The 17,822-nt window shown below is 39.3% G+C and carries 30 protein-coding genes and 1 rRNA gene; 1 reads left to right on the top strand and 30 read right to left on the bottom strand.

Features of this window, described 5'->3' with window-relative positions; all coding sequences use genetic code 11:
- Positions 1–8: 8 nt before the first annotated feature.
- The 28 genes from rpsK to gabT form a co-directional block, all read right to left on the bottom strand.
- Positions 9–398 carry a 30S ribosomal protein S11 gene (gene rpsK, locus ACXPAV_RS09730; protein WP_012072238.1) on the bottom strand — a complete coding sequence of 130 codons (390 nt, stop codon included), beginning with the start codon at positions 396–398 and terminating at the stop codon, positions 9–11.
- A 15-nt stretch (positions 399–413) separates the two neighbouring features.
- The gene (gene rpsM / locus ACXPAV_RS09735) at positions 414–770 is read right to left on the bottom strand and encodes a 30S ribosomal protein S13 (RefSeq protein ID WP_013745942.1); all 357 of its coding nucleotides are present in this window, start codon (positions 768–770) and stop codon (positions 414–416) included.
- Between the two features lie 144 nt (positions 771–914).
- Positions 915–1,028, bottom strand: coding sequence for a 50S ribosomal protein L36 (rpmJ, locus tag ACXPAV_RS09740; protein ID WP_005548767.1), 114 nt, complete (start codon positions 1,026–1,028; stop codon positions 915–917).
- A 31-nt stretch (positions 1,029–1,059) separates the two neighbouring features.
- Complete coding sequence (gene secY, locus ACXPAV_RS09745; RefSeq protein ID WP_458003373.1) at positions 1,060–2,385, bottom strand: preprotein translocase subunit SecY; 1,326 nt, start codon at positions 2,383–2,385, stop codon at positions 1,060–1,062.
- Between the two features lie 7 nt (positions 2,386–2,392).
- Complete coding sequence (gene rplO, locus ACXPAV_RS09750; RefSeq protein WP_013745944.1) at positions 2,393–2,827, bottom strand: 50S ribosomal protein L15; 435 nt, start codon at positions 2,825–2,827, stop codon at positions 2,393–2,395.
- 3 nt (positions 2,828–2,830) lie between these two features.
- Entirely contained in the window at positions 2,831–3,010 is a 180-nt protein-coding gene (rpmD, locus tag ACXPAV_RS09755) for a 50S ribosomal protein L30 (protein ID WP_013745945.1), read from the bottom strand.
- A 6-nt stretch (positions 3,011–3,016) separates the two neighbouring features.
- Positions 3,017–3,517: a 30S ribosomal protein S5 gene (gene rpsE / locus ACXPAV_RS09760; RefSeq protein ID WP_013745946.1), complete on the bottom strand. Its 501-nt coding sequence runs from the start codon at positions 3,515–3,517 to the stop codon at positions 3,017–3,019.
- Positions 3,518–3,532: 15 nt separating this feature from the next.
- On the bottom strand, positions 3,533–3,886 hold the full coding sequence (rplR, locus tag ACXPAV_RS09765; RefSeq protein ID WP_013745947.1) for a 50S ribosomal protein L18: 354 nt from the start codon (positions 3,884–3,886) through the stop codon (positions 3,533–3,535).
- Between the two features lie 13 nt (positions 3,887–3,899).
- The gene (gene rplF, locus ACXPAV_RS09770; protein WP_013745948.1) at positions 3,900–4,433 is read right to left on the bottom strand and encodes a 50S ribosomal protein L6; all 534 of its coding nucleotides are present in this window, start codon (positions 4,431–4,433) and stop codon (positions 3,900–3,902) included.
- Positions 4,434–4,448: 15 nt separating this feature from the next.
- Positions 4,449–4,841 (bottom strand): 30S ribosomal protein S8, encoded by a 393-nt coding sequence (rpsH, locus tag ACXPAV_RS09775; RefSeq protein WP_018346238.1) that lies wholly within the window; start codon positions 4,839–4,841, stop codon positions 4,449–4,451.
- 38 nt (positions 4,842–4,879) lie between these two features.
- Entirely contained in the window at positions 4,880–5,185 is a 306-nt protein-coding gene (gene rpsN, locus ACXPAV_RS09780; protein WP_013745950.1) for a 30S ribosomal protein S14, read from the bottom strand.
- A gap of 11 nt (positions 5,186–5,196) precedes the next feature.
- On the bottom strand, positions 5,197–5,736 hold the full coding sequence (rplE, locus tag ACXPAV_RS09785) for a 50S ribosomal protein L5 (RefSeq protein WP_013745951.1): 540 nt from the start codon (positions 5,734–5,736) through the stop codon (positions 5,197–5,199).
- Between the two features lie 14 nt (positions 5,737–5,750).
- On the bottom strand, positions 5,751–6,074 hold the full coding sequence (gene rplX / locus ACXPAV_RS09790; protein WP_013745952.1) for a 50S ribosomal protein L24: 324 nt from the start codon (positions 6,072–6,074) through the stop codon (positions 5,751–5,753).
- Positions 6,075–6,087: 13 nt separating this feature from the next.
- Positions 6,088–6,459, bottom strand: coding sequence for a 50S ribosomal protein L14 (gene rplN / locus ACXPAV_RS09795; protein ID WP_013745953.1), 372 nt, complete (start codon positions 6,457–6,459; stop codon positions 6,088–6,090).
- A gap of 270 nt (positions 6,460–6,729) precedes the next feature.
- Positions 6,730–6,984: a 30S ribosomal protein S17 gene (gene rpsQ / locus ACXPAV_RS09800; RefSeq protein ID WP_039137116.1), complete on the bottom strand. Its 255-nt coding sequence runs from the start codon at positions 6,982–6,984 to the stop codon at positions 6,730–6,732.
- Complete coding sequence (gene rpmC, locus ACXPAV_RS09805; RefSeq protein WP_013745955.1) at positions 6,984–7,175, bottom strand: 50S ribosomal protein L29; 192 nt, start codon at positions 7,173–7,175, stop codon at positions 6,984–6,986. Before rpmC ends, rpsQ begins: the two co-directional genes overlap by 1 nt.
- Positions 7,175–7,585 (bottom strand): 50S ribosomal protein L16, encoded by a 411-nt coding sequence (rplP, locus tag ACXPAV_RS09810; RefSeq protein WP_013745956.1) that lies wholly within the window; start codon positions 7,583–7,585, stop codon positions 7,175–7,177. The genes rpmC and rplP overlap by 1 nt, the downstream gene beginning before the upstream one ends.
- A gap of 13 nt (positions 7,586–7,598) precedes the next feature.
- Positions 7,599–8,306: a 30S ribosomal protein S3 gene (gene rpsC, locus ACXPAV_RS09815; protein ID WP_013745957.1), complete on the bottom strand. Its 708-nt coding sequence runs from the start codon at positions 8,304–8,306 to the stop codon at positions 7,599–7,601.
- A 17-nt stretch (positions 8,307–8,323) separates the two neighbouring features.
- On the bottom strand, positions 8,324–8,656 hold the full coding sequence (rplV, locus tag ACXPAV_RS09820) for a 50S ribosomal protein L22 (protein ID WP_013745958.1): 333 nt from the start codon (positions 8,654–8,656) through the stop codon (positions 8,324–8,326).
- A gap of 10 nt (positions 8,657–8,666) precedes the next feature.
- Positions 8,667–8,942, bottom strand: coding sequence for a 30S ribosomal protein S19 (gene rpsS / locus ACXPAV_RS09825; RefSeq protein ID WP_013745959.1), 276 nt, complete (start codon positions 8,940–8,942; stop codon positions 8,667–8,669).
- 26 nt (positions 8,943–8,968) lie between these two features.
- Positions 8,969–9,790, bottom strand: a complete 822-nt coding sequence (rplB, locus tag ACXPAV_RS09830; RefSeq protein WP_018346240.1) for a 50S ribosomal protein L2 — start codon at positions 9,788–9,790, stop codon at positions 8,969–8,971.
- Positions 9,791–9,806: 16 nt separating this feature from the next.
- Complete coding sequence (gene rplW, locus ACXPAV_RS09835) at positions 9,807–10,106, bottom strand: 50S ribosomal protein L23 (protein WP_013745961.1); 300 nt, start codon at positions 10,104–10,106, stop codon at positions 9,807–9,809.
- The gene (rplD, locus tag ACXPAV_RS09840; RefSeq protein WP_039154509.1) at positions 10,103–10,708 is read right to left on the bottom strand and encodes a 50S ribosomal protein L4; all 606 of its coding nucleotides are present in this window, start codon (positions 10,706–10,708) and stop codon (positions 10,103–10,105) included. The genes rplW and rplD overlap by 4 nt, the downstream gene beginning before the upstream one ends.
- Before the next feature lie 15 nt (positions 10,709–10,723).
- Complete coding sequence (gene rplC, locus ACXPAV_RS09845; protein ID WP_013745963.1) at positions 10,724–11,353, bottom strand: 50S ribosomal protein L3; 630 nt, start codon at positions 11,351–11,353, stop codon at positions 10,724–10,726.
- Positions 11,354–11,370: 17 nt separating this feature from the next.
- Positions 11,371–11,682: a 30S ribosomal protein S10 gene (gene rpsJ / locus ACXPAV_RS09850; RefSeq protein ID WP_001181005.1), complete on the bottom strand. Its 312-nt coding sequence runs from the start codon at positions 11,680–11,682 to the stop codon at positions 11,371–11,373.
- 376 nt (positions 11,683–12,058) lie between these two features.
- The gene (locus tag ACXPAV_RS09855; protein WP_458003374.1) at positions 12,059–13,261 is read right to left on the bottom strand and encodes an aromatic amino acid transport family protein; all 1,203 of its coding nucleotides are present in this window, start codon (positions 13,259–13,261) and stop codon (positions 12,059–12,061) included.
- Between the two features lie 102 nt (positions 13,262–13,363).
- Positions 13,364–14,800, bottom strand: a complete 1,437-nt coding sequence (locus tag ACXPAV_RS09860) for an NAD-dependent succinate-semialdehyde dehydrogenase (protein WP_458003375.1) — start codon at positions 14,798–14,800, stop codon at positions 13,364–13,366.
- Positions 14,801–14,824: 24 nt separating this feature from the next.
- Positions 14,825–16,090, bottom strand: a complete 1,266-nt coding sequence (gene gabT / locus ACXPAV_RS09865; protein ID WP_458003376.1) for a 4-aminobutyrate--2-oxoglutarate transaminase — start codon at positions 16,088–16,090, stop codon at positions 14,825–14,827.
- A 53-nt stretch (positions 16,091–16,143) separates the two neighbouring features.
- Here gabT and ACXPAV_RS09870 point away from each other — a divergent pair, with 53 nt between their 5' ends.
- The gene (locus ACXPAV_RS09870; protein ID WP_458003377.1) at positions 16,144–16,998 is read left to right on the top strand and encodes an IclR family transcriptional regulator; all 855 of its coding nucleotides are present in this window, start codon (positions 16,144–16,146) and stop codon (positions 16,996–16,998) included.
- Positions 16,999–17,361: 363 nt separating this feature from the next.
- Here the strand turns inward: ACXPAV_RS09870 and rrf are convergent.
- Together rrf and ACXPAV_RS09880 are read right to left on the bottom strand one after the other, a co-directional pair.
- Positions 17,362–17,477, bottom strand: a 5S ribosomal RNA gene (gene rrf, locus ACXPAV_RS09875).
- A gap of 17 nt (positions 17,478–17,494) precedes the next feature.
- Complete coding sequence (locus ACXPAV_RS09880) at positions 17,495–17,764, bottom strand: hypothetical protein (RefSeq protein WP_458003378.1); 270 nt, start codon at positions 17,762–17,764, stop codon at positions 17,495–17,497.
- Positions 17,765–17,822: the final 58 nt, after the last annotated feature.

Here is a 17,822-nt window from a genome sequence, read left to right on the forward strand (position 1 = left end):
AATACGTCTTATACACGACGTTTTTTCGGTGGACGACAACCGTTATGAGGAATCGGAGTCACATCAGTAATATTAGTGATGCGAAATCCTGCAGCATTTAATGCGCGGATTGTTGACTCACGACCAGGACCAGGTCCCTTTACCATAACTTCCAAGTTCTTTAAGCCGAATTCTTTAACCATTTCGGCACAACGTTCTGCAGCAACCTGTGCCGCAAACGGAGTAGATTTACGAGAACCACGGAAACCTGATCCACCTGCAGTAGCCCAAGCTAGGGCGTTTCCTTGGCGATCAGTGATTGTAACAATAGTATTGTTGAAAGAAGCATGAATATGAGCCACGCCATCTACAACTTGTTTTTTTACACGCTTACGTGCACGAACTGGTGTTTTAGCCATTATCATTTACCCCGATTATTTCTTGATCGGTTTGCGTGGTCCCTTACGGGTACGCGCGTTAGTTTTAGTACGTTGACCACGTACCGGTAAGCTACGACGATGACGTAAACCACGGTAGCATCCTAAGTCTAAAAGACGTTTGATGTTTAGTGTTACCTCACGGCGTAAATCACCTTCAACAGTAAATTTACCAACTTCGTCACGCAGTTTATCAATCTGCTCTTCAGACAATTCGCTGATCTTAACGCTTCCTGCAATACCCACTGCATCACAAATATGTTGAGCACGGGTTTTACCGATACCATAGATTGCTGTTAAAGCAATTACAGCGTGCTTATGATCAGGAATGTTAATGCCTGCAATACGGGCCACTATGCACTCCTATTATTTAACTAATCTGGTATGTTGATCTGAAAAGCCCGTTTCAGGATACTCAAACAACATACCAATACACTATACAAAAGAGTTGAGCAGTATACCCACTCAACCGATTCTTTTCAAGAAAAATATATCAAATTAACCTTGACGTTGTTTATGTTTAGGATCGCTGCAAAGCACACGAACTACGCCTTCACGTTTAACAATCTTACAGTTACGACATAATTTCTTTACGGACGCACGAACTTTCATTGCTTATCCTTTTTCTAAATTAAAGACAATTTTATTGTCTTGACCCTTTAAGGTTTGCTTTTTTCAACACCGATTCATATTGACTTGACATCAAATGACTTTGAACCTGAGCGATGAAATCCATAATTACTACTACAACAATCAATAGGGATGTTCCACCGAAGTAAAACTGAACATTCCAAGCTGATGTCATAATATACGGAACTAAACACACAAAAGTAACATAAAGACCGCCGATCAAAGCTAAACGAGTCATTATCTTATCAATATAACGTGATGTTTGTTCCCCCGGTCTAATCCCTGGCAAAAATGCACCAGATTTTTTCAAATTATCTGCTGTATCTCTTGGATTATATTGCATTGCAGAATAGAAGAAGCTAAAAAATATGATCGCAACTGCATATAAAATCAAATATAAAGGCTGTCCAGGATGTAATAACATTGATAAGTCATTTAACCAGTCCAACCCTTGTCCTTGACCAAACCATTGTGTAATTGTAGCTGGGAATAAAATAATACTCGAAGCAAAGATAGCTGGGATAACACCTGCCATATTCACTTTAAGTGGCAAATGAGAACTTTGTGCTGCTAACATATGGCGCCCTTGTTGCCGCTTAGCATAATTAACAACTAGTCTTCTTTGCCCACGTTCTACAAATACAACAAAATAAGTTACTGCAAATACAACAACAGCAATCAATAAGAGAACCAACAGATGCATCTGACCTTGACGCGCTTGTTCAATTGTATGCGCAATTGCTGATGGTAATCCCGCAACAATCCCAGCAAAGATAATTAAAGAAATACCGTTGCCGACACCCCTTTCTGTAATTTGTTCACCTAACCACATTAAGAACATAGTTCCAGTTACTAAACTAATTACAGCAGTAAAATAAAATCCGAATCCTAAATTTGGCACTAGTCCAGGAAGCATATTAGGTAATCCGGTTGAAATACCTATTGCCTGAATGGTTGCTAATGCTAATGTAGAATAACGAGTATATTTACTGATCTTACGGCGCCCGGCTTCGCCCTCTTTCTTCAATTCTGCTAATGCAGGATAAACAGACGTCAATAGCTGAATAATGATCGATGCCGAAATATAAGGCATGATCCCTAAAGCAAATACTGATGCACGGCTTAAGGCACCACCAGAGAACATATTAAACATATCTACGATTGTGCCTTTTTGTTGTTCAATAATTTGAGCCAATACAGCAGAGTCAATGCCAGGAACCGGGATGAAAGAACCGATACGGAAAACAATTAACGCTCCTAAAACGAATAGTAAGCGACGTTTTAATTCACTCGTACCGCTCTGAGTACTTCTATTTTGATACCCCGGTTGTTTAGCCATCTGTTAATTATTCCTCGATTGAACCACCAGCAGCTTCAATTGCTGCTTTAGCACCTTTAGTTACACGTAATCCACGAATAACTACGCCAGATTTAACTTCACCTGAAAGAATGATTTTTGCAAATTGAATATCTGATGAAATCACTTTTGCTTCTTTAAGAGTTTCTAAAGTAATTTCATTTCCAGAAACTTTTGCTAAATCACTTAAACGAACTTCAGCAGTAACTGCTGCTTTCATTGAAGTGAAACCGAATTTAGGTAGACGACGGTATAAAGGCATTTGACCACCTTCAAATCCACGTCTTACACCACCGCCAGTGCGTGATTTTTGACCTTTATGTCCACGACCACCAGTTTTGCCTAAACCAGAACCAATACCACGTCCAAGACGTTTAGCACTGTGTTTAGCACCTTCAGCCGGAGATAGAGTATTTAAACGCATTTATTACTCCTCCACTTTAACCATGTATGATACTTGATTGATCATACCTCGTACTGCTGCAGTATCAACTAATTCAACAGTGTGGTTAAGATGACGAAGACCTAAACCACGTAAAGTAGCTTTATGTTTTGGTAAACGACCAATTGAACTACGAGTTTGTGTTACTTTAATAGTTTTTGCCATGATCAATTACCCCAAAATTTCATCAACTGTTTTACCACGTTTAGCTGCTACCATTTCTGGTGATTTCATATTAGCTAACGCATCAATCGTAGCGCGAACCACGTTGATTGGGTTTGTTGAACCGTATGCTTTTGACAATACGTTACGAATACCTGCAACTTCCAATACTGCACGCATTGCACCACCTGCGATGATACCTGTACCTTCGCTTGCTGGTTGCATAAATACGCGAGAACCAGTATGAGCCCCTTTGATAGGGTGTTGTAGTGTACCTTCATTCAAAGCCACATTAATCATATTGCGACGTGCTTTTTCCATCGCTTTTTGGATTGCTGCCGGAACTTCACGAGCTTTACCGTAACCAAAACCAACGCGACCGTTTCCATCACCTACTACTGTTAAAGCAGTAAAGCTCATAATACGACCACCTTTTACTGTTTTAGATACACGGTTTACCGCGATTAGCTTCTCTTGCAGTTCACCAGCTTGTTTTTCGATGTTTGCCATCTCAAATTACCTCTATTAGAACTGTAGACCAGCTTCACGAGCAGCGTCTGCCAACGACTGCACACGGCCATGATATTTAAAACCAGAACGGTCAAAAGCAACTTCTTTAATACCTTTTTCCAAAGCACGTTCAGCAACTAATTTACCAACTACAGCTGCCGCTTCTTTATTTCCGGTATATTTAACTTGCTCACGAATCGCCTTCTCAAGAGTAGAAGCTGTAGCAAGCACTTCTGAACCGTTAGGTGCAATTACTTGAGCATAAATATGACGTGGAGTACGATGTACTACCAAACGTGTTGCACCTTGCTCTTTAATCATACGACGCGCACGGGTTGCACGACGAATACGAGCCAATTTTTTATCCATAGTGTTACCCTACTTATTTCTTCTTAGCCTCTTTAGTACGTACCACTTCATCAGCGTAACGTACCCCTTTACCTTTATAAGGTTCAGGACGGCGGTAAGCACGAATATCTGCAGCAACCTGCCCGATTAATTGCTTATCTGCGCCTTTTAAAACAATTTCTGTTTGAGAAGGACATTCTGCTGAAATACCAGCCGGCAATGTGTGTTCAATTGGGTGAGAATAACCCAAGTTCAACGCTAATACATTACCTTTAAGTTGTGCTCTATAACCAACGCCAACTAATTGTAATTTCTTAGTAAATCCTTCTGTAACACCAATAACCATTGCATTTACTAATGCTCTAGCTGTACCAGATTGTGCATTAGATCCGTCAATTTCTACACGCGGAGAAAAATGTAATGCGTTATTTTCAATAGTTACTTCAACTGCTTTGTTAATTTCGCGAGTTAACTCGCCATTCTTACCTTTAACTGTTAATAGCTGTCCGTCGAGTTTTACCTCTACGCCGGCAGGAATATTAACAGGTGCTTTTGCGACACGAGACATCTTCCTACCTCTCTATTAAGCTACGTAACAAATAATTTCACCGCCCAAGCCTGCTTGACGCGCAGCTCGATCGGTCATTACACCTTTAGATGTAGAAACAACAGCAATACCTAAACCACCAAGAACTTTTGGCAATTCATCTTTACGTTTATAAATACGTAAACCTGGACGGCTTACACGTTGAATACTTTCTACAACTGGTTTTCCTTGGAAATATTTTAAAGTAATTTCCAATTCAGGTTTAACACCTTCAACAACTTTGAAGCTCTCAATATAACCTTCTTTAGCTAGAACGTCGGCAATTGCCACTTTTAGCTTGGATGAAGGCATGTTGATCGCTACCTTATTTGCAGCTTGACCGTTACGAATACGGGTCAACATATCTGCGATTGGATCTTGCATGCTCATGTGTATTTACTCCCATGATTCCAAAATAAAGTGGTATATTACCAACTCGCTTTTCTAAGGCCTGGAATTTCACCGCGCATTGCAGCTTCACGAACCTTAATACGGCTTAAACCAAACTTACGTAACACACCGTGTGGACGACCTGTCTGACGGCAACGGCTACGTTGACGAATTGGGCTTGAATCGCGTGGTAAAGTTTGTAACTTTAACACTGCATTCCAACGCTCTTCATCAGAAGAATTAGCATCAGAGATGATTTTCTTTAATTCTTGACGTTTCGCGTAGTATTTTTCAGCTAATTCAACACGTTTTGCATCACGTGCTTTCATTGATTGTTTTGCCATTGTAACCTGCCTTATTTACGGAATGGGAAGTCAAAGGCAGCAAGTAGCGCTTGACCTTCTTCATCTGTTTTCGCTGTAGTGGTAATAGTAATATCTAAACCACGTACACGATCCACTTTATCATAATCGATTTCAGGGAAGATGATTTGTTCACGCACACCCATGCTGTAATTACCACGACCATCGAAAGACTTCGCATTTAAACCGCGGAAGTCACGGATACGTGGAACAGCAATAGAAATTAATCGTTCAAAGAATTCCCACATACGCTCACCGCGTAGGGTTACTTTACAACCGATCGGATATCCCTGACGAATCTTAAAGCCAGCAACAGATTTGCGAGCTTTAGTGATTAAAGGTTTTTGACCGCTAATTGCTGTTAGATCTGCTACTGCGTTATCTAACAATTTTTTGTCGGTCAATGCTTCACCCACACCCATATTTAGGGTTATCTTCTCGATTCGTGGGACTTGCATGACAGATTTGTAGCCGAATTTTGCTTTTAATTCGTTTACTACTTGATCTCTGTAGTAATCATGCAGTTTCGCCATCGCATTACTCCAGTTTATTTAATTGTTTCACCAGTAGATTTGAAGAAACGAACCTTTTTGCCATCTTCAAATCTGAAACCTACTCGGTCAGCCTTATTTGTAGAAGGATTGAAAATTGCTACGTTAGAAACATCAATTGGTGCTTCTTTACGCACGATACCACCTTGTTTTCCTAATGCAGGAACTGGTTTTTCGTGTTTAGCAATCATATTTAAACCTTCAACGATAACTTTACCGTTAGGTAATACCTTTGTTACTTTACCGCGTTTGCCTTTACCTTTGGCAACGCTACCAGTGATCATAATCACTTCATCATTTTGACGGATTTTTGCAGCCATTTCTCACTTCTCCTTACAGTACTTCTGGAGCTAAAGAGATAATCTTCATAAACTTCTCAGAGCGAAGTTCACGAGTTACCGGTCCGAAAATACGTGTACCGATTGGTTGCTCACTATTATTGTTTAAAATAACGCAAGCATTACCATCGAAGCGAATAACTGACCCGTCTGGGCGACGAACACCCTTCTTGGTGCGCACAACAACTGCTTTAAGCACATCACCTTTTTTCACCTTACCGCGTGGAATTGCTTCTTTCACAGTAACTTTGATGATATCACCAACAGCAGCATAACGACGGTGTGAGCCACCTAGAACCTTGATACACATTACGCTACGAGCGCCTGAATTATCAGCAACGTCTAGCATAGTCTGTTCTTGGATCATGTTAGTACTCCGCTAAAATTAAAAAAACCCTTTCGGGACGAATTTACCTCTATCTCACCCATAGGGCGGATAGGTTGCGGATTCTAGCACAACGGACAGACAAAAAGCAACCTAAATCACACTATTTAATAACAAAAAATACTTTGTAAAATCACTCAATCAATTTATTTTGCTTATGTTAACTTAAACAACTTTTACATCAAAAAATAAAAAAGCCCTTAAGATACTAAGGGCTTAAATCATTTTATTTTTTAATTTAACAGCAATAAATTAGCTTACTGCTTTTTCAACAACACGAACTAAAGTCCAAGATTTTGTTTTAGAGATTGGACGACATTCACGAATCTCTACAATATCACCAACTTTTGCTTCGTTGTTTTCATCGTGTACGTGGAGTTTAGTAGTGCGACGGATAAACTTACCATAAATTGGATGTTTAACCATACGCTCAATAGCGATAGTAAAAGATTTTTCCATCTTATCACTAATTACTTTACCTTGTACTGTACGAATTTTATCAGTCATTACTCACCCGCCTTCTCAGTTAGAATAGTCTTAACAACTGCAATTTGACGACGCACTTGTTTTAACTGATGAGTTTGTTGAAGCTGACCGGTGGCTGCTTGCATACGCAACTTGAATTGCTCACCTAACAAGTTAACCAATTCAGCATTCAGCTCTTCAACACTTTTTGTACGTAGTTCTTGAGCTTTCATTACATCACCGTCTTAGTTACGAAAGTGGTCTTAATAGGCAATTTAGCCGCTGCTAATGCAAAAGCTTCTCTTGCGATCTCTTCAGACACACCATCCATTTCATATAGAACTTTACCCGGTTGGATTAAGGCTACCCAGTACTCAACGTTACCTTTACCTTTACCCATACGGACTTCTAATGGTTTTTCAGTAATTGGTTTATCTGGGAAAACACGAATCCAGATTTTACCTTGACGTTTAACCGCACGAGTCATCGCACGACGAGCTGCCTCGATTTGGCGAGCAGTTAAACGACCACGTCCAATTGCTTTCAAACCAAAGGTACCGAAACTTACATCAGTACCTGCCGCAATACCACGGTTACGACCTTTGTGGATTTTACGGAATTTAGTACGTTTTGGTTGCAACATTTAGCGAATCTCCTTACTTACGACCTTTACGCGGAGCTTTTTTAGGCTTATCCGCAGGTTGTTGTTGTTCTGATTGCATAACTGCAGCCATTCCACCAAGAATCTCACCTTTGAAGATCCATACTTTGACGCCGATAACGCCATAAGTAGTATTAGCTTCAGCAGTATTGTAATCGATATCCGCACGTAAAGTATGCAATGGTACACGGCCTTCACGATACCATTCAGAACGAGCGATTTCCGCACCGCCTAAACGACCGCTAACTTCAACTTTGATACCTTTTGCTCCTAAACGCATTGCATTTTGTACAGCACGTTTCATTGCACGGCGGAACATTACACGGCGTTCTAATTGAGAGGCAATGCTCTCCGCAACTAATTTTGCATCTAATTCAGGTTTTTTAACTTCCGCGATATTGATTTGCGCTGGAACACCTGCAATAGCTGCAACTGCATTGCGTAATTTTTCAACATCCTCACCTTTCTTACCGATAACGATACCTGGGCGAGCAGTATGAATAGTTACACGAATACTTTTTGCTGGACGTTCAATAGTGATACGTGAAACAGATGCATTCGCTAACTCTTTAGTTAAAAATTTACGTACTTTAAAGTCGCCGTCTAAATTATCGGCGAAATCTTGTGTATTCGCGTACCAAGTAGATGACCAAGGTTTTACAATACCTAGGCGAATACCATGTGGATGAACTTTTTGACCCATTGCTATTCTCCTACTGATTAACGATCTGACACTACCACAGTAATGTGGCTAGTACGTTTTAAAATACGATCTGCGCGACCTTTAGCACGTGGCATTACGCGTTTCATGCTAGGACCTTCATCAACGAAGATTTTCGCGACTTTAAGATCATCGATATCTGCACCGTCATTGTGCTCTGCATTTGCGATAGCTGACTCAAGCACTTTCTTCACTAAAGCTGCTGCTTTTTTATTAGTGTATGTAAGAATTTCTAATGCTTGTGCTACTTTTTTACCGCGAATTAAATCAGCAACTAAGCGAGCTTTTTGTGCTGAGGTGCGAGCGAAACGATGTTTTGCAATAGTTTCCATCCTTTACCCCTTACTTCTTAGCTTTCTTATCTGCGGCATGACCGCGGTAAGTACGAGTCGGTGCAAATTCACCTAATTTATGACCGATCATTTCATCAGTAACATAAACAGGAACGTGCTGACGACCATTATGGACTGCGATGGTCAAACCAATCATACTTGGGATGATCATTGAACGACGGGACCAAGTTTTAATTGGTTTTTTATCCCCGCTTTCCACCGCTTTCTCTACCTTCTTCAACAAGTGTAGGTCAAGGAAAGGACCCTTCTTGAGAGAACGTGGCATGGCTTATCCTCTTTACTTAATTAATATTATTTACCACGACGACGTACGATATATTTATCAGTACGTTTGTTATGGCGAGTCTTCTTACCTTTAGTTTGGACGCCCCAAGGAGTTACTGGGTGTTTACCAAAGTTACGACCCTCACCACCACCGTGTGGGTGATCTACTGGGTTCATTGCAGTACCACGAACAGTTGGACGAATACCTCTCCAACGGTTAGCACCTGCTTTACCTAATACGCGTAACATATGTTCAGAGTTGCCTACTTCACCAATGGTTGCGTGACACTCAGCTAATACTTTACGCATTTCACCAGAACGAAGACGAAGTGTTACATAATTGCCTTCACGAGCAATGATTTGTACATATGCTCCTGCAGAACGGGCAATTTGACCGCCTTTACCTGGTTTTAATTCCACGTTGTGTACAGTTGTACCAACCGGAATACTACGCATTGGTAATGAATTACCAACTTTGATTGCTGCTGTTGCACCTGCTTGGATTTGATCTCCAACAGACAATCCTTTAGGCGCTAAAATATAACGACGTTCACCGTCTTTATATAATACTAATGCAATATTAGCAGAACGATTTGGATCATATTCTAAACGCTCTACCACCGCTGGGATATCTAACTTGTTACGTTTGAAATCAATTAAACGGTAATGTTGTTTATGACCACCACCGATATGGCGAGTAGTAATACGACCTAAATTGTTACGACCACCAGTTTTAGCATTTTTTTCTAAAAGTGGTGCATAAGGTTTACCCTTATATAATTCAGGATTGACAACTTTTACAACGTGACGACGACCAGCGGAGGTCGGCTTACATTTAACGATAGCCATTGATTATCTCCTCTGATTACTCTGCACTTTCTACAAGGTCTAAGCTTTGACCTTCAGCAAGTGTTACATAAGCTTTTTTCCAGTCACTGCGACGTCCGATTCTTGCACCGTGGCGTTTAGTTTTACCTTTTACTACCACTGTACGTACAGAATCCACTTTCACTTCAAATAATTCTGCTACTGCTTGAGCAATCTCTGCTTTATTTGCATCTAATGCAACTTTGAAAACGATAGTGTTTGACTTCTCAGTATTATTTGTTGCTTTCTCAGAGATATGTGGTGCTTTAAGCACTTTTAGCAAACGTTCTTGACTCATGCTAACATCTCCTCAATTTGCTTAACTGCATCTACAGTCATAACTACTTTTTCAAAAGCAATTAGGCTGACTGGATCGATACCTTGAACATCACGTACATCTACTTTATATAAATTACGTGCAGCTAAATATAGATTTTCATCTACATTTGCTGTGATGATTAATACATCATCAAGTGCCATTTGTTTTAATTTTTGAACTAAAACTTTAGTTTTTGGTGCTTCAACTTCGAATTTTTCGACAACAACTAAACGATCTTGACGAACTAATTCAGAAAGAATGCTCTTGATTGCACCGCGATACATTTTTTTGTTCACTTTTTGGCTGTGATCTTGTGGTTTAGCTGCGAAAGTTACACCACCAGAACGCCAAATTGGGCTTTTAATGTCACCGGAACGGGCACGACCTGTTCCTTTTTGACGCCATGGTTTTTTACCTGAACCAGACACTTCAGCACGAGATTTTTGTGCACGAGAACCTTGGCGAGCACCTGCTGCATAAGCAACAACAACTTGGTGAACCAACGCTTCGTTAAACTCACGTCCGAAGGTAGTTTCAGAAACAGTTAATGCACTTTGTGCATCTTTAGTTACTAATTCCATTCCTATCTCCTAGACTTATGCTTTCACTGCTGGTTTAACGATTAAATCACCACCAGTTGCGCCAGGAACAGCGCCTTTAACTAATAGTAATTTACGTTCAGCATCAACACGAACCACTTCTAAAGATTGAACGGTTACACGTTCATTCCCTAAGTGACCAGACATTTTTTTACCTTTGAATACGCGACCCGGAGTTTGGTTTTGACCAATTGATCCCGGAACACGGTGAGACAAAGAGTTACCGTGTGTAGCATCTTGAGTACGGAAGTTCCAACGTTTTACTGTACCGGCATAGCCTTTACCTTTTGAAGTACCAGTAACGTCAACTTTCTTCACGTCTGCGAAGATATCAACATTAATTTCTTGACCTAAAGTGAATTCTTCACCTTCAGCCACACGGAATTCCCATAAACCGCGACCTGCCTCAACACCTGCTTTAACAAAATGGCCTGCTTCAGGTTTAGTTACGTGACTTGCTTTTTTTGAGCCAGTTGTAACTTGAACTGCACAGTAGCCATCTGTTTCAAGGGTTTTCACTTGAGTAACGCGGTTGGCTTCGATTTCGATAACAGTAACTGGGATAGACACGCCGTCTTCATTGAAGATACGAGTCATACCAACTTTACGACCGATTAAACCAATCATTGTAATAACCTCTTAAATTAACCTAGGCTGATCTGCACATCAACACCGGCAGCCAGATCCAAACGCATTAAAGCGTCAACAGTTTTTTCAGTAGGCTCAACGATATCAACCAAACGTTTATGAGTACGGATTTCATATTGATCACGCGCATCTTTATTTACGTGTGGAGAAATCAATACTGTGAAACGTTCTTTACGGGTTGGTAGTGGAATTGGACCACGAACTTGAGCACCTGTACGTTTTGCCGTTTCTACGATTTCCGCTGTAGATTGATCAATTAAACGATGATCAAATGCTTTTAAGCGGATACGGATTCTTTGGTTCTGCATGAGACCAGAGCTCCATTTTCAAAAAATAATTAATAAAAAATTCACACCTCAAGTTCCAACTGCATAATGGAAAGAAGTGCGACTAACCTATTTTAGTTTCCCAATCGGAAACATTTTGTTATGACAAAAATATTGCCATCATTTGATAAATGATTACATCAAATGGCTTAAAAAAGCCTGTGTATTTTATACGACATTAATAAAATAGCAAGGATTTTTTGTGTTATTTTTCTGCACCAATCTGAGTAATCATCCATTTGTATAGATTACTGATAGAAAAAATTAAAAAGGAAGTTTGCCTATAAAAAATAAAGCCAGTTTTCTTTACCGGCTTTATATATCTCTTATCTGCATCGCAATGTTTATGTGTACTAAATCACCAGCCTGCCGGCAATAGTGACAACTTAGCTAGCACTGCATACACTGCACTGGCGCTATACATAATGAAAATAGTGATATAGATAACAGGCGAAGTAAGTACTTTCGGGCATTGCCATTCTGGTTCTTTATTACCAGATTTTCTTGCGCCTTTAACAATAAGATAAGGCACAATACTCAATACCACTCCACTGAATACGCCAGCAAAATAGAGCGCATCCACAAAACCAACCATTCCACTATAAGCCAACCACAGCGGTGGTACTGCAACCAACGCAACTACACCGGTACGAACCAAGCGATTACTATCCACAGGAAGATCAAAACGATCCGCAATATTAGTTAAGAAGCTACCGCCAATTCCCCAATAAGAGGTTAACATCGCAAATAAAGCAAAGCCGTTAGCCATAAAAAATGCCCAACTTCCCAATGCTTCTCCCCAACTAATTGTTGCGACCTGGCTAATATTTTCTAGTCCATTAAGAGAAATGACAGATAACGGTACCAAAGCAATTAAAACGAAAGTAATAAACATCCCAGTAATAATTGCTCGAGGAAGCAACTGTGGTTTGTGCGCTAAACCTCGCGCCATTTCTGGAACAATATATTGTGCACAATAAATAAACACAACTAAATTAAATACCGGAATCATATAATGCCAGCTGCCGTCAAAAATTCGACTAAAATCAGTAGTTGGGAACGCGAATGTTGCACCAATAAGCACAACCAACATTAATACCATTAATGAAGTAATAACTTTTTCACTTCGCCCCAAAGCTTTTAAGCCAAGATATAAAATTAAGGTCGCCGGTATAAAGAAAATAATACTACCTAATTTTTTATTAATGCCGAATAATGAGTGCAATAAATCGCCGCTACCATTCATGTAAGCAATTAACGCACCAAGCGCATTAATCGTTACTGAGGCAAACATTAAACACGCTCCCATTTTACCAATATAACGGTGTGCTAATCCGGTTAACTGCTCGTGCTGTTGGGTTCGTAATGTTGCTTCGGCTACATACAACATTGTGATAGTAGTAATGATGCCAACGACAATCAACCAAAAGAGTAATGGCATATAACCTGCTTTACGTGCAGCATATGAAACCGATAAAATGCCGGCACCGATGTTGGTACCTACAATCATAGCCATCCCTTCGGCAAAGGTAATTTTTGCCGTTTTTAAGCCATTAGACATAGCTTGCCTCCTGTATATAAAGATAAATTAAAGGCGTGTTTTAATAAAAATGTTGTGTTTGCATAAAATAATAGTAAGAAAAACACGCCTCAATTTTTATGATTATTCACTTAAATCAACGCATAGATATTTCAACTCAAGATACTCGTCTGCTCCGTATTTACTACCTTCGCGCCCAATACCGCTCGCTTTTACGCCACCAAATGGCGCAACTTCATTACTGATTAAGCCAGTATTAATACCAACCATACCGTATTCCAATGCTTCGGATACTCGCCATTGTCTTGTAGTATCTTGTGTATACAAGTAACTAGCCAAACCAAATTCGGTATCATTAGCATAAGAAATCACTTCTTTTTCATCAGTAAATTTAAAAACAGGGCAAAGCGGACCAAAAGTTTCTTCCTTTGCAACAACCATCTGCTGAGTCACATTTGACAACACTGTCGGCTCAAAAAAACTAAAACCTAATTCACTACGCTTACCTCCAATAAGGCAAACTGCACCTTTTGATACAGCATCAGCAATATGTTCTTCTACTTTTCTTACAGCTTTAGCGTCAATGAGAGGACCTTGATTAACACCCTCTTCCAAACCGTTACCTAATTTAAGTTCAGCTACTTTAGCCACTAAACGATGACAAAATTCATCGTAAACACCAGCTTGAACATAAGTACGGTTAGTACATACACAGGTTTGCCCACTATTTCTAAATTTACTTGCAATTAAACCATCAACGGCTTTATCCAAATTAGCATCATCAAACACGATAAATGGTGCATTTCCACCAAGTTCAAGGCTTAATTTCTTAATATCTTTCGCACTGCTACTAAAGATTTTTGCCCCTACTTCAGTTGAACCAGTAAAGCTAATTTTTCTTACTATCGAATTATTGGCAAATGCATTGCTAATATCACTGGCATTACCATTTACGATTACGAACAGATCTTCCGGTATGCCAGCCTGATAAGCCAATAAAGCTTGAGCATAAGCACTTAATGGTGTTTGGCTAGCCGGTTTAACCAACATCGCACAGCCTACTGCTAATGCTGGTGCCGCTTTACGAGTAATCATCGCAGCCGGAAAATTCCAAGGCGTAATCGCCGCAGTCACTCCGATAGGTTGTTTAATCACCAATAATTTTTGTGATACTTTCGTGCTGGTTAAAATATCACCATCAATACGGCGTGCTTCTTCCGCAAACCAACGAATAAAGGAAGCAGCATAGTCGATTTCCCCACGTGATTCGGTTAAGCTCTTACCTTGTTCCATTGTCATAATTTTTGCCAATGCTTCTTTGTTTTGTTTTACTAAGTAATACCATTGCCAAAGAACATCAGCACGTTCCAATGCTGTTTTTGCAGCCCATTTTTTCTGAGCAATAGCAGCTTTCTCGATCAGCGCATTAACCTGATCAGCTGAAGTTTTCTTCACATATGCTAATACATCACCATTTGCAGGATTAGTAACTTCAATCCAATCAGGCTGCTGAGTAAAACTCACATCCTTATGTTGTAACAATGCTTGAAGTGATTTCATCTTTTTCTCCTTTATAGAAAGTGATTAAGCAAGTTCCTTTCTAGCTTGTTCAATCGCATTTTTGAGAATTGACAATGCACGATCAAACAACTCATCCTCAATAGTAATTGGATAAAGGAAACGAATAACATTACCGTGCACACCACAAGTAAGCAGTACTAAGTTATTTTCCATTGCAATTTTTTGTACTTTGCTTGCAAATGCGCTATTTGGATTTTCATCATCACCAAATTCAACCGCAACCATTGAACCAAGACCGCGAATATCAGTAACTTCAGGTGCATTAAGATCAGCAAGGAACTTACGAAGGCTATCACCTAATAGTTGAGAGCGTTCTAAGATTTTTTCTTCTTTAATAACATCTAATACCGCTAAAGCCGCAGTAACACCTAAAGGGTTACCTGCATAAGTACCGCCTAAACCACCACGACGAGCCACATCAAGAATTTCAGCTTTACCTGCAATGCCACTAAGCACAAAACCACCGGCCAAACTTTTCGCCATAGTCATTACATCCGGTTTTACATCAAAATGTTCCATTGCAAAGAGTTTACCGCTTCTTGCAAATCCTGATTGAACCTCATCTGCAATCATTACAATGCCGTGTTCATCACAAATTTCACGAACTTTACGCATAAATTCCGGAGGACATACATTGAAACCGCCTTCGCCTTGAACCGGTTCAAGAATGATTGCTGCTACATCTGTCGGTGCAATATCGCTTTTGAAAATACGTTTAATACTCTTAATCGCATCATCAACACTAATATTTTGTGTTTTTGATGGATAAAGTGCGTGATAAATACCGGCAGGCATAGCACCGAAATCTGCTTGATATGGATTAACTTTACCGGTTAAAGCCAATGTTAATAGAGTACGTCCGTGGAACGCACCACCAAAAGCAATAACACCATTACGTTTTGTGTAGGCTCTTGCTACTTTCACTGCATTTTCAACAGCTTCCGCACCGGTAGAGAAGAACTGGCTTTTCACTTTTCCATCAATAGGAACTAGTGCATTAATGCGTTCTGCAAGCTCAATATAGCTAGTATAAGGAACGATTTGGAATGAAGTGTGTGAAAAATGATCTAATTGTGCACGTACTGCAGCCATAACTTTTGGATGACAGTGACCGATATTTAATACACCGATACCACCATAGAAATCAATCATTTCTCTTCCATCTGTTGTTTTGATAATTGCATTGGATGCAGAATCTACAAACCAATCGCACATTACGCTGGCACCATTTGGAATTGCATCTCTCATTCGAGTAATTAAGTCGTTCATTTCAACACTCCTGTCTGTCTATTAGAATAAATTTGCTTTTTTTGCCCTTTTATATGATAATTATTCAGAATACTGAACAGTCATTTCATATTGTGAATATGATAATAACGACAACTCGTAAAAAAAGTCAACAGTTTGTTAATAAAATGGAAAAAGAAAATAAAAATAGCCTTGTTCCGGCACTACAAAAAGCAATTCAAATTTTGAATTTTTTAAGTGAACAAACACAGCCGATCTCCGCTGCGGAAGTGAGTAAATTATTAAATTTACCAAGAAGTTCCGTACACAATCTTCTCCATACAATGTTGGATAATGGCGTTGTACAAAAAAATGAAAATCAGCAATTTATGTTAGGAACCAAAATTCTTCAATGGGCAAACGCTCTTGTTGCAGAACAGGATATGATCAGTAAATTTTATCAAGCCATTAAACAATTTCCTGAATTGGAACCCTATACATTAACGCTCTCCACTCTTAATCAAGATCAAGTTATCTATCTTGCTTGTAAAAATAGCTCTTTACCTTTGGGGATTACTTTCAAAATAGGGATGCATTTCCCAGCAATATTTACAGCGACCGGAAAAGCAATTTTAAGTACATTTACTGATGCACAATTAGCACCATTATTAGAAAATTTACCCGCACCTTTTACTGATACAGGTGTAACCAGTATTGAACAAATTCAACAAGAAATGAGCCAAATAAGAAAACAAGGATATGCCATAGATAATGGGCAATTAAGAAAAGGGATGTATTGCTATGGTATTGCTTTACCTAATAAATTTGGACTGGCAGCAAGTTTATTGGAGTATGAAGCACAAGACCAAGCTGTAGTAGATCAATTATTAACTGCATTAAAACAATTAGCAGAAGAATTAAAACCTACTATTTTTACCCAATCTAATTAATTCTCTTTATATAAAATAAATAGTATGCTAATTACAATGAATAAGCGTATTGGTTTTCTCCACTCTTCTTACTTAAAAAATATAAACATAATTTTACGAGGAGTTTGCCAAGCAATTATGCACGGTAAGTTTCTGCCTCAAAAATGTTTTATGCATTATTGAACAAAATTTTATCACTTAGAATACATCTATACTATACCAATCCTATTTATGAAGAAACTTTCTATGAAATCCAAAATAAAACAAGATAAAAGAACTTTCCGTAAATTCATTCTTTCACCTCTCTCAAAGCAAGCACTTTAATGTAAAACAACATAAAAAAAACGCTAACCTTTCGGTTAGCGTTTCTTCTCTAAATTTAAAACCTGGCAGTGACCTACTCTCACATGGGGAATCCCCACACTACCATCGGCATTACAACATTTCACTTCTGAGTTCGGCATGGAGTCAGGTGGTGCTATTGCATTCTCGCCGCCAGGATTATCCTGTCTATACACTACTTCTCTTTCTCTCGCTTTTGCTTTTGCTTTTGCTTTTGCTTTTGCTTTTGCTTTTGCTTTTGCTTTTGCTTTTGCTTTTGCTTTTGCTTTTGCTTTTGCTTTTGCTTTTGCTTTTGCTTTTGCTTTTGCTTTTGCTTTTGCTTTTGCTTTTGCTTTTGCTTTTGCTTTTGCTTTTGCTTTTGCTTTTCGCAGTGTATCTGTTTATTCTGTCTATATCCTATTATCTTTTCTTGTTCTTTCCTCGACGCTTCGCGCCTCTCTCTCAACTTAACACAAGCTGTCTACCTTCTTCTCTTTTTTCTTTTCGCTTTCCTTGCTTTTCGT

This window comes from Gallibacterium sp. ZY190522, from assembly GCF_054166015.1.

Excerpts from the sequence above, each read along its gene's own strand:
- rplR (WP_013745947.1), bottom strand. The coding sequence starts at position 3,886 with ATGGATAAAAAATTGGCTCGTATTCGTCGTGCAACCCGTGCGCGTCGT.
- gabT (WP_458003376.1), bottom strand. The coding sequence starts at position 16,090 with ATGAACGACTTAATTACTCGAATGAGAGATGCAATTCCAAATGGTGCC.
- rpsK (WP_012072238.1), bottom strand. The coding sequence starts at position 398 with ATGGCTAAAACACCAGTTCGTGCACGTAAGCGTGTAAAAAAACAAGTT.
- rpsQ (WP_039137116.1), bottom strand. The coding sequence starts at position 6,984 with ATGACTGATAAAATTCGTACAGTACAAGGTAAAGTAATTAGTGATAAG.
- rpmJ (WP_005548767.1), bottom strand. The coding sequence starts at position 1,028 with ATGAAAGTTCGTGCGTCCGTAAAGAAATTATGTCGTAACTGTAAGATT.
- secY (WP_458003373.1), bottom strand. The coding sequence starts at position 2,385 with ATGGCTAAACAACCGGGGTATCAAAATAGAAGTACTCAGAGCGGTACG.
- rplF (WP_013745948.1), bottom strand. The coding sequence starts at position 4,433 with ATGTCTCGTGTCGCAAAAGCACCTGTTAATATTCCTGCCGGCGTAGAG.
- ACXPAV_RS09855 (WP_458003374.1), bottom strand. The coding sequence starts at position 13,261 with ATGTCTAATGGCTTAAAAACGGCAAAAATTACCTTTGCCGAAGGGATG.
- rpsH (WP_018346238.1), bottom strand. The coding sequence starts at position 4,841 with ATGAGCATGCAAGATCCAATCGCAGATATGTTGACCCGTATTCGTAAC.
- rplC (WP_013745963.1), bottom strand. The coding sequence starts at position 11,353 with ATGATTGGTTTAATCGGTCGTAAAGTTGGTATGACTCGTATCTTCAAT.
- rpmC (WP_013745955.1), bottom strand. The coding sequence starts at position 7,175 with ATGAAAGCTCAAGAACTACGTACAAAAAGTGTTGAAGAGCTGAATGCT.
- rpsE (WP_013745946.1), bottom strand. The coding sequence starts at position 3,517 with ATGGCAAACATCGAAAAACAAGCTGGTGAACTGCAAGAGAAGCTAATC.
- rpsN (WP_013745950.1), bottom strand. The coding sequence starts at position 5,185 with ATGGCAAAACAATCAATGAAAGCACGTGATGCAAAACGTGTTGAATTA.
- rplV (WP_013745958.1), bottom strand. The coding sequence starts at position 8,656 with ATGGAAACTATTGCAAAACATCGTTTCGCTCGCACCTCAGCACAAAAA.
- ACXPAV_RS09870 (WP_458003377.1), top strand. The coding sequence starts at position 16,144 with ATGATAATTATTCAGAATACTGAACAGTCATTTCATATTGTGAATATG.
- ACXPAV_RS09860 (WP_458003375.1), bottom strand. The coding sequence starts at position 14,800 with ATGAAATCACTTCAAGCATTGTTACAACATAAGGATGTGAGTTTTACT.
- rplW (WP_013745961.1), bottom strand. The coding sequence starts at position 10,106 with ATGAGTCAAGAACGTTTGCTAAAAGTGCTTAAAGCACCACATATCTCT.
- rpmD (WP_013745945.1), bottom strand. The coding sequence starts at position 3,010 with ATGGCAAAAACTATTAAAGTAACACAAACTCGTAGTTCAATTGGTCGT.
- rplD (WP_039154509.1), bottom strand. The coding sequence starts at position 10,708 with ATGGAATTAGTAACTAAAGATGCACAAAGTGCATTAACTGTTTCTGAA.
- rpsS (WP_013745959.1), bottom strand. The coding sequence starts at position 8,942 with ATGCCACGTTCTCTCAAGAAGGGTCCTTTCCTTGACCTACACTTGTTG.
- rpsJ (WP_001181005.1), bottom strand. The coding sequence starts at position 11,682 with ATGCAGAACCAAAGAATCCGTATCCGCTTAAAAGCATTTGATCATCGT.
- rpsC (WP_013745957.1), bottom strand. The coding sequence starts at position 8,306 with ATGGGTCAAAAAGTTCATCCACATGGTATTCGCCTAGGTATTGTAAAA.
- rplO (WP_013745944.1), bottom strand. The coding sequence starts at position 2,827 with ATGCGTTTAAATACTCTATCTCCGGCTGAAGGTGCTAAACACAGTGCT.
- rplN (WP_013745953.1), bottom strand. The coding sequence starts at position 6,459 with ATGATCCAAGAACAGACTATGCTAGACGTTGCTGATAATTCAGGCGCT.
- rplX (WP_013745952.1), bottom strand. The coding sequence starts at position 6,074 with ATGGCTGCAAAAATCCGTCAAAATGATGAAGTGATTATGATCACTGGT.
- rplP (WP_013745956.1), bottom strand. The coding sequence starts at position 7,585 with ATGTTGCAACCAAAACGTACTAAATTCCGTAAAATCCACAAAGGTCGT.
- rplE (WP_013745951.1), bottom strand. The coding sequence starts at position 5,736 with ATGGCGAAACTGCATGATTACTACAGAGATCAAGTAGTAAACGAATTA.
- rplB (WP_018346240.1), bottom strand. The coding sequence starts at position 9,790 with ATGGCTATCGTTAAATGTAAGCCGACCTCCGCTGGTCGTCGTCACGTT.